7 protein-coding genes are annotated in these 6,627 nt (G+C 30.7%); all 7 read left to right on the forward strand.

Annotated elements, in window-relative coordinates; translation table 11 throughout:
- Positions 1-40 precede the first annotated feature (40 nt).
- A complete protein-coding gene (locus tag ACI3VO_RS02735; protein ID WP_439756449.1) occupies positions 41-469 on the forward strand; it encodes a hypothetical protein in 429 nt (142 codons plus the stop codon).
- A gap of 13 nt (positions 470-482) precedes the next feature.
- Complete coding sequence (locus tag ACI3VO_RS02740) at positions 483-1,688, forward strand: DUF4430 domain-containing protein (RefSeq protein ID WP_439756444.1); 1,206 nt, start codon at positions 483-485, stop codon at positions 1,686-1,688.
- 256 nt (positions 1,689-1,944) lie between these two features.
- A complete protein-coding gene (locus ACI3VO_RS02745) occupies positions 1,945-2,559 on the forward strand; it encodes a response regulator transcription factor (protein ID WP_439756445.1) in 615 nt (204 codons plus the stop codon).
- Between the two features lie 206 nt (positions 2,560-2,765).
- A complete protein-coding gene (locus ACI3VO_RS02750; protein ID WP_439756450.1) occupies positions 2,766-3,623 on the forward strand; it encodes an energy-coupling factor transporter transmembrane component T in 858 nt (285 codons plus the stop codon).
- Positions 3,596-5,293, forward strand: coding sequence for an ABC transporter ATP-binding protein (locus ACI3VO_RS02755; RefSeq protein WP_439756446.1), 1,698 nt, complete (start codon positions 3,596-3,598; stop codon positions 5,291-5,293). The genes ACI3VO_RS02750 and ACI3VO_RS02755 overlap by 28 nt, the downstream gene beginning before the upstream one ends.
- On the forward strand, positions 5,254-6,165 hold the full coding sequence (locus ACI3VO_RS02760) for an ECF transporter S component (RefSeq protein WP_439756447.1): 912 nt from the start codon (positions 5,254-5,256) through the stop codon (positions 6,163-6,165). The genes ACI3VO_RS02755 and ACI3VO_RS02760 overlap by 40 nt, the downstream gene beginning before the upstream one ends.
- A gap of 136 nt (positions 6,166-6,301) precedes the next feature.
- Positions 6,302-6,627, forward strand: a 326-nt coding sequence (locus ACI3VO_RS02765; RefSeq protein WP_439756448.1) for a hypothetical protein, incomplete at its 3' end; no start/stop codon positions are given.

A 6,627-nucleotide genomic window follows, 5' to 3' on the forward strand; every position in this document is an offset into this window, starting at 1 on the left:
ATTAATAAGATGAGATTTGTAAATCTTAATTATAATAATAATTCCAGTAAAATTATCATATCTACCTTCAGGCGTTTACCCTTCAACTAGTATAAGTATAGAATTTGATAAGGAAAAACTAGAGTTTACGGGAATCGATAAAGGAACAATGCAGGATTTTAGCAATCAGGTGCCTGCATGGAATGTAGATGTAGATGCGACTAATGAATCTGGAGTTGTAAATGCAATTTACCTAGATAAATCAGGTGGCAAAAATTCATACTACAAATCTGGATTTGAAAAGGAAACTAGAGATACAGTTTTAAATTTAAAATTTAAATTAAAAGATGCTGCAAAAGCAAAGGATATACTCCATTTAAATATAGCCGATGCAGTATTTGCAACAGTAAATGGAGATACAGATAATAGCAGTCTTTCTACATTTAAAAATACTATGAAAAGTAAAAATTTAATGATAGAAGTAAAATAAGGGGTGAGTTAGATTGAAGAAAATAATGAGAAAAGCAATATCACTTATTATGTGTTTTTTACTAGCTCTATCTGTCGTTGGATGTAGCAGTATAACAGTTAAAGAAGATACTAAATCTTCTACTGATAACAGCACAATTCCAGAAAATGGGATAGTATCAGAAGAGATTTTTAAAGAGCTAAAAGACAGCGGTGATATGAAATTATTCAATGGGGAAAATAAAGAATTTACATATCAATGGATGTTTATGGGAACAGATATAAGTTCTCCAAGAGATCTAAATTTAAAAGTAGAATCGGCTAGTACAGATATTGATTTAGTAAAAAAGGAATCAAATTCAGATAAGGTCTACGGATTTAAATTTGCAGAAGATACTAGTCTAGATTCAAAGACAGCCTTATCTATTATATATAAAGACGACTTAGGCTGTACAGCGGCTGACATTTATCAAGTTGAAAATAATAAGCTTAAAAAAATAACTAGTGCTACTGTTGAAACTTCAGAGGGAACGACTTTCAATTTTAGTATAAAAGATAGAGCAGGTGAATTTTATATAGTAGGTAGTGACCCTAAACAGGCTGCAATAGATGCTGATGACGATTCGTCAAGTAGCTCTAGTAAAAGAGAAGAATTAGCTGAAGCAAGTGAAAAAGTAAAACAACAGCTTGGAATAGATACATCGACAGGTACTCCTAACCAAGATGGAAAGGATAAATATTTAACTGATCCAACTCCTGCAGGTAAACCAAAGCCAGTAGAATGGAATGAAAAGGGTAATGAAGTAGATAAGAGTAAGATCGGAGGATACTGTACTTTATCTATAACATGTAAGACTTTATTAAAGCCAGAAAACAAAAAAGTAGCTATTTCAAATGGTAAAGGAGATATGATACCTTCAGACGGTGTAATATACAAGACTAAAAAGGTCAAATTCTATAAAAATGAATCAGTATTCGATGTACTTTTAAGAGAAACTAAAGCCAATAAAATTCATATGGAATATGTCATGACCCCAGCATATAACAGTAATTACATAGAAGGAATTAACAATTTATACGAATTTGATGGAGGAGAATTAAGCGGATGGATGTACAGTGTAAATGGATGGTTTCCTAATTACGGCTGTAGTAGATATAAGCTTAAGGATGGCGATTCTATAAAATGGGTATATACATGTGATTTAGGTAGAGATGTAGGAGACAATTCAATGAGTAAGTAATATCGATAACAAATTGGAATTATTGACATAAAATAACAATAATGATAAAGTAAATATATAAAGAAATAAGCAAATTATAGGTTTAAATATAGACTTATAGTTTGCTTAATTTTGTAGATGATATTATAAAAATTTTAGAAAAATATTTATTTTATTTAGAGATTTGTTTTGATATTTTTGTTAGGTAGGGGTAAATATTTTCAGAGGACAAGTAGTTTAATAAGCTGCAAAATTAGCGAGAAAGGACAAATTGCTTATGAATGTATTAGCTATTTTAGAATCTGATATTATAAAAAATGTAATAGAAGACATTTTAACCGATGAGATGACAATTGAAGATATAAAAGTCGTAAAGCCGACATTTGATTTAAGAAAAGTTGACTACGAAGACATCGGTATGATTATTATAGACCTGAGAAATGATTATGAAAAAATAGTTAGCTATATTGAAAAAATTAAACGAAATTATTCTCAAATTAAAATTGTAGTAATTGATGTTAGAAAAAGATTGGACTTATTCAAAAGACTTATAAAATCTAGTATAGAGGGTTATATAGTAGACATATTAGATAGAGATGAGTTTGCATACATTATTCATAAGATTATTATAGGCAAGAAATTTTACGATTTGGATTTATTTGAGGAATCATTAAAGGAAAATAGAAATGGAAAAGATAGACTTACTATTAGAGAAAATGAAATTTTAAATTTAGTCGGCAAGGGGCTTAATAATAAAGAAATAGGTCAAAAATTATTCATAACAGAAAATACTGTCAAAAAACATGTAAGCAGTATTTTTACAAAATTAGGTTTTAAAAGTAGAAAAGAAGTTATTTCTTATTTAAAAAAAAAAGACAATATGTATTTTTAAACTAAGGTTATCCTTAGTTTTATTTTTTTGTCTAATTTTAAGTAATAAAGTAGTATTATTTACGACTTAAAGTAGTAGAACTTATATAGAAAGTAGTACTACTAAAGACTACACTTTGTAATGGCTTTTTATGAGATATAATTATAGAAAAAGGAGAATAAGGAGGAGAAAATTTGATAAATTCATTTAAATCGTATCATCCACTGGTGAATTTCTACTATTTTTTTGTAGTTATATTATTTAGTATGTTTTTTATGCATCCTATATTTTTGATTATATCTTTTGTATCGTCATTTATATATTCGGTGTATTTAAATGGGAAAAAAGCCCTTAAATTTAACATATTATATATGGTGCCTTTTTTAGTTTTTGCGGCGGTAATAAATCCTGCATTTAGTCATCAGGGAGTAACAATAATTGGGTATTTTAGCACGGGAAATCCTTTGACCTTGGAATCTATAGTATACGGTGTGGCTTCTGCGATGATGTTTACTTCGGTTATATTTTGGTTTTCTTGTTACAACGCCGTTATGACATCTGACAAGTTTATATATCTATTTGGTAGAATTATTCCTGGATTGTCCTTGATTTTTTCTATGGTACTTAGATTTGTACCTAAGTACAAGGCTCAGATCAAGGTTATTTCTAATGCACAAAAATGTATAGGAAGAGATGTTTCGAATGGAAATATAATAAGAAAGGCAAAAAATGGGATTAAAATAATATCTATAATGATAACCTGGGCTCTTGAAAATGCTATAGAGACGGCTGACTCTATGAAGTCTAGAGGATATGGTCTAAAGGGAAGAACTAGCTTTTCAAATTACAGATTTGACAATAGAGATAAAATCGCGTTTGGAACAATGTGTTTTTTTACATTGATAGTTATAATAGGCGCATTTCAAGGAAGAAATTCTATGCAGTACTTTCCAAATATGCAGATACTTAAAATAAATGCTTTTAGTATATTTGAATATTGTTGTTATTTCTTGCTTTGTATTACACCTATAATTATGGAAGTCATGGAGGAGATAAAATGGAGACATTTACAATTAGACAATTAGATTTTTCATATCCAAGTATGAAGAATAAGGCTCTAAAAAAAATAGATTTAAGTATAAATGAAGGTGAATTTGTAGTTATCTGTGGAAAATCGGGATGTGGTAAGAGTACGCTTATGAGACATTTAAAAACTGTTCTTACTCCTTTTGGCGAGAGAGAAGGAGAGATTTATTTTAAAGGCGTAAATCTAGATGATGTAGATGACAGAACTCAAGCATCTCAGATAGGATATGTTTTGCAGAGTCCAGAAAATCAAATAGTTACAGATAAGGTATGGCATGAACTAGCATTTGGACTTGAAAGCTTAGGATATGATAATAAAACCATAAGGCTTAGAGTAGCTGAAATGGCGAGCTTTTTTGGAATACAGACTTGGTTTATGAAAAACGTAACTGAGTTATCTGGAGGACAAAAGCAGCTTTTAAATTTAGCATCGATTATGACTATGCAGCCAGATGTTTTGATTTTAGATGAACCTACAAGCCAGCTAGATCCAATTGCAGGTAGTGAATTTTTAAAAACTATAAAAAAGATAAATGACGAATTGGGAACTACTATTATAATTTCAGAGCACGATTTAGAAGAGGTGTTTCCAATGGCAGATAGAGTAATCGTAATGGAAGAAGGGAGAATAATTATAGATGATGAGCCTAGAAATGTCGGCTCAAAGGTTAAAAGATTAAACCCAGATATGTTTGAAGCGATGCCAACACCTGTCAGAATTGCTTCTCTATTAAATACAGACAAAACACCTATTACAGTAAAAGAGGGTAGAAAATTTATAGATGCTTTGTACAGTAATTATAAGCCTGAATTTGTCAGAATTGAAGACAATAGAGAGAATGATGATAAAAATAATAAAGAAATAGCAGTTAAAATGAAGGATGTGTGGTTTAAGTACGAAAAGGATGGAAAGGATGTCGTAAAGGATTTGAGCTTTGAGGTTAAAAAGGGAGAGTTTTTCTGTCTAGTTGGCGGTAACGGTACAGGAAAGAGTACGACTGTTTCTTTAATAAGTGGAATAAATAAGCCTTATAGAGGTAAAATTGAGCTTTTCGGAAAGAAGATAACAGGATATAAAAATAAGGAATTATTCGACCATAATTTAGGAATTCTACCACAAGATCCACAATCACTATTTGTCAAAAAGACAGTTAGAGAAGATTTAATGGAGATTTTATCTGGAAGAGGCATCAAAAAAGCCGACAGAATAGACAAGGTAGAAAAAATTGCAAAATTAATTGAAATAGAAGATTTACTAGAACAACATCCATATGATTTAAGTGGAGGAGAACAACAAAGAGCAGCACTGGCAAAGGTATTATTACTTGAACCAAAGCTTTTAATATTAGATGAGCCTACAAAGGGTCTAGATGCTGGATTTAAGATAAAATTTGCTCATATAATAGAAGAATTACTAAAGAGGGGTGTGACTATAATTATGGTCTCTCATGATATAGAGTTCTGTGCTAGATTTGCACATAAATGTGCTTTATTTTTTGATGGCAATATAGTTACATCAAATACACCTAATAAATTCTTCAGTGGTAACAATTTCTACACTACTGTTGCAAATAGGATGACTAGACAGGTATTTGAAAATGCAATAACATGTGAGGATGTGATAACTTTATGCAAGGCGAACCAAGCTCAAATGCAAACACTAGCTTAATAGATCAAATATACGACGAGATATTGATAAATGAAAATAAAACAAAAATAAATACAAAGAAAGTATACAAGGCATCTGAGAAAAAGCAAGAAAAGAAGAAAAGATCAAGTAGATATTACTATACAAAGACGAGAGATAAGGCTAGAAAAAAGACGGTCAAGGATACTAAATTAAGCAAAAGAACATTGATGGCTTCATTTATGATACTTGTAGCTATACCTATCATAATATTTCTAGGTATAACATTAGGTAATGATAGAAAATACTATATAGTCAGCTTGGGAATAATAGTCTGTACTATGGTTCCATTTTTCATGGTATTTGAGGATCGTAAACCACAGGCTAGGGAGCTTATAATAATAGCAGTTTTGTCGGCTATAGGAGTAGCAGGACGTGCAGCATTTTTTATGATTCCTCAATTTAAGCCAGTTGTAGCTATAGTCATAATTTCAGCGGTATGCTTTGGAGCTGAAGCTGGATTTTTAGTGGGTGCTATGACGGGATTTGTATCTAATTTTTTCTTTTCGCAAGGACCGTGGACACCTTGGCAGATGTTTAGCTTCGGCATAATTGGATTTATTGCAGGTATACTTTTTAAAAAAGGTAAATTGGAAAAGAGAAGAATAAGCCTATGTGTTTATGGTGGGCTTTCTACCTTTTTTATCTACGGATTTTTATTAGATACAGCTACGTGGCTTATATTTCCACAGGGAACTATAACACTTCAATCGGTTATACCGATATATTTAAGTGGTATTCCTTTTAACTTAATACATGCGGCTGCTACAGTTATTTTCTTAGCAGTAATAAGCAAGCCTATGATTGAAAAATTAGATAGGATAAAGGAAAAGTACGGGCTGATAGAGCCTTAATAAGTATTACAAAAAGTAGTATAAAGTAGTAGAACTAGTAGTATTTTAGAGTAATCATTTTGCCAGTTTATTGATAATTGAGTATATAAAAATTATAATCAAAAAAGAAGCAAAATAATTATAAGGGGTGAGTTAAGTGAGAAAAAAATGCAGTGTTTTCAAAAAAATAACATCTATATTAATGGTATTTTTAATGGTATTATCGGTTGTGTTTATATCTCCAAAAGAAGTCGACGCAGCGACACCTAAGGGATATGTAACTCTATGTATGGAAAAATTTACTTTAGGATTAGGATATATTATAGAGCCTGTGAAAGTACCTTTTTATGAAGGTGATAATGGTGCAGATATAATAACTAGAGCGATGGATGATTATGGATATGAATACGATTACAGAGGTGAAATAAATGATACATCTGGAGTTGTAGGAAGTACATTTTATTTAGCAAGTGTAAAAGATGA

It is taken from the genome of Intestinibacter sp., from assembly GCF_051866655.1.
Classification (GTDB): Bacteria; Bacillota; Clostridia; order Peptostreptococcales; family Peptostreptococcaceae; genus Intestinibacter.